The following is a 3,081-nucleotide window of genomic DNA, read 5'->3' on the forward strand; positions in this document are numbered from 1 at the left end:
GCGACTGGCTGCATGCGCGCTCGGGCGAAGAGGTGGCGTCGCCTGCCTCGCTCGGCAGCGACCGTCACCCGACTCTTGGTGCCGCACCGGGGACGTACGTCTTTGATTGACAATATCACCAGCGGGCATAAGGCCGAACCGGGCGCGATCGAAACCCGGCAGATGACGGTCGACGACCAGGTGCTTCAGGTCGCGGTCAGGCATGGCGGCGGCAGCGGACCGCCACTGCTGCTGTTCAACGGGATCGGCGCCAACTGGGAGCTGGCGAAGCCGTTCCTCGACGCGCTGACCGGCACCACCGCCATCATCTTCGACGTGCCCGGGGTCGGCGGATCGCCAAGGCCGGCGTGGCCGTATCGTCCGTCGACCCTGGCGCGGCTCGCCGCCGGGCTCGTTGCGGAGCTGGGCTACGCCGAGGTCGATGTCGCCGGGGTGTCCTGGGGCGGTGGCATCGCGCAGCAATTCGCGCATCAGTTTCCAAAGCGCTGCCGCCGCCTGGTGCTTGCCGCGACCGCGCCGGGTTTCACCATGGTGCCGGCAAGCCCTGCGGTGCTGTGGAAGATGGCGACGCCGCGCCGCTACACCGACAAGGGCTACATGAAATCGATCGCCGCCGACATCTATGGCGGGGCGTTTCGCGCCGATCCGTCATTGATCGGCCGGCATGCGGCCGCGATGCATGGTGCGCGCAGCCTGGGCTATCTTTATCAACTGCTAGCGATGACCGGCTGGACCAGCCTGCCCTGGCTGTGGTCGCTGCCGCAGCCGACGCTGATCCTGATGGGCAGTGACGATCCGCTGGTCCCTTCGGTCAACGGTCAGATCATGGCGAGCCTGATCCCGAACGCCGAGCTGCGCCTGATCGACGACGGACACCTGTTCATGGTGACGCGGCCAAAGGAAACCGCCGACTTGATCGAAGCGTTTCTGGCCGACGAGAGCCGTCAGGCCGTGTCGTCATCCCTGCTCTCGCGCACGACGAGCTACTTCAGGGATCTCGTTCCAACGTCCGGAGGCGGACAGCAGAAGCCTTAAACACAGCAACCAGGGAGGATATCGTGACCGACAATACCTCTTATATCGACATGCTGCGGAAGTTCGGCAGTGATCTCGGCTTGCCGAAGCTGAACGTGGACGAATTGCTGCAAGCCCAGAAGAAGAACCTCGAGGCGCTCGGCCAGAGCGCGAAGGTTGCGGCCCAGGGCGCGCAATCGGTGGCGCAGAAGCAGCGCGAGGTGATTGAGGCCGGCTTGCGCGAGGCCTCGACGCTGGCGCGCGAGTACAAGCCGCTCGGCAAGATTCATGAGAACCTCGCTCTGCAAACCGAATTCGCGCGAAAGGTGTTCGACATCGCGGTCAAGGGCGCGCAGGACAGCGCGTCGACGGCGCGGCAGTCGACCACGGAAGCGGTGAAGATCATCCAGGACCGGATGAAGGAGAATTTCGAGGAGTTCCGCGCCAGCGTCCGCCCGAACAAGCCAACCTGACGTCACGATGAGATGAATCCCGGCAGGGCGTGGGTCCTGTCGGGAGCGCGAGATAAGGGCGAAGCATCGCCATGCATCAGGGAGGACACCATGGCTAACGCGCAGGCGACACGGTCAGCCAAGCCGGATTACGCGCCGCCGCCGATCAACGGCGACTTCTACGGGATTGCCACCGTCCTCAATGAGAAGGAGCGCGCGCTGGTGCGGCGCGTGCGCGAGTTCACGGAGGGCGTGGTCGCGCCGGTTATCGAAGAGTTCTGGAGCCGCGACGAATTTCCATTCGCGATCATCCCGAAGATGGCCGAAATCGGCATCGGCGGTGTCGGCTACCAGGGCTATGGCGCGGCCGGCGGCAGCTGGCTGCTGAACGGCTTTGTCGCGATGGAGCTGGCGCGGGTCGATTCCTCGGTCGCGACCTTCTGGGGCGTGCACACCGGACTTTCGGCGGGCTCGATCTATCTGTGCGGCGACGAGGCCCAGAAGCAGCGCTGGCTGCCTGCGATGATGCGCTTCGAGAAGATCGGCTCGTTTGGCCTCACGGAGCCGCTGGTCGGCTCGGCGACGTCGGGCGGGATGCTCACCACCTGCCGGCGCGAGGGCGACGTCTGGATTCTCAACGGCCAGAAGAAGTGGATCGGCAACGCCACCTTCGCCGACATCAACGTGATCTGGGCGCGCGAGGAAGGCTCCAACCAGGTCAAGGGCTTTGTCGTGGCCAAGGACAATCCCGGCTTCTCGGTCGAGAAGATCAAGACCAAGATGGCGCTACGCGTGGTGCAGAACGGCCTGATCACGCTGAAGGACTGCCGCGTGCCCGAGGCGGACCGGCTGCAGAACGCCAACTCCTTCAAGGACACCGCCAAGGTGCTGCGTATGACCCGCACCGGCGTGGCGTGGTTTGCCGTCGGCTGCGCGATGGGCGCCTACGAGCATGCGCTGCGTTATGCAACCGAGCGGCAGCAGTTCGGCAGACCGATCGGCGGCTTCCAGCTGGTGCAGGATCTGCTGGTCCGGATGCTCGGCAATGTCACCGCGACGCAGGCGATGATGCTGCGGCTCGGACAGATGCAGCACGAGGGCGTGATGCTGGACGAGCATGCCTCGCTGGCGAAAGCGTTCTGCACCGTCAAGTGCCGCGAGACCGTCGGCTATGCGCGCGAGCTGCTTGGCGGCAACGGCATCCTGCTCGAGAACCATATCGGCCGCTTCGTGGCCGATGCCGAGGCGATCTATTCCTATGAGGGCACCCGCGAGATGAACACCCTGATCGTCGGCAAGTCGATCACGGGATTGAGCGCCTTCGTCTGAGGCGTTGCGAAAGTATCCAATTCCGTCATTGCGAGGAGCGTTAGTGACGAAGCAATCCACGTTTCCACAAGTGGTGAGATGGATTGCTTCGCGGAGCCTGTCATCCGGCGGCGCTGCGCGCCGACCGGGTGGCTCGCAATGACGGAGATGCTGCCACGCGACTGGTCACACGTCCGAAGGAGACCTGGTTCACTCCGCCGGGGGCAGGCTGCCGTGGCCGGCTTCGGCGGTTGTCCGCGACAGCATGCCGAGGGCAACGAGTGCGGCGGCAAAGCCGGCGGCGGCG

3 protein-coding genes are annotated in these 3,081 nt (G+C 65.0%); all 3 read left to right on the forward strand.

Annotation, left to right across the window (positions count from 1 at the left end; translation table 11 throughout):
* Positions 1 to 102: 102 nt before the first annotated feature.
* The 3 genes from phaZ to H8B02_RS46480 all read left to right on the forward strand — a co-directional run bounded on the left by phaZ (position 103) and on the right by H8B02_RS46480 (position 2,795).
* On the forward strand, positions 103 to 1,035 hold the full coding sequence (phaZ, locus tag H8B02_RS46470) for a poly(3-hydroxyalkanoate) depolymerase (RefSeq protein ID WP_229172402.1): 933 nt from the start codon (positions 103 to 105) through the stop codon (positions 1,033 to 1,035).
* A 23-nt stretch (positions 1,036 to 1,058) separates the two neighbouring features.
* The gene (locus H8B02_RS46475) at positions 1,059 to 1,487 is read left to right on the forward strand and encodes a phasin family protein (RefSeq protein WP_143046799.1); all 429 of its coding nucleotides are present in this window, start codon (positions 1,059 to 1,061) and stop codon (positions 1,485 to 1,487) included.
* 90 nt (positions 1,488 to 1,577) lie between these two features.
* Entirely contained in the window at positions 1,578 to 2,795 is a 1,218-nt protein-coding gene (locus tag H8B02_RS46480) for an acyl-CoA dehydrogenase family protein (RefSeq protein WP_229172403.1), read from the forward strand.
* The last annotated feature ends 286 nt before the right edge of the window (positions 2,796 to 3,081 follow it).

The sequence above is a fragment of the Bradyrhizobium altum genome (assembly GCF_020889705.1).
In the GTDB taxonomy this organism is placed as follows: Bacteria; Pseudomonadota; Alphaproteobacteria; order Rhizobiales; family Xanthobacteraceae; genus Bradyrhizobium; species Bradyrhizobium altum.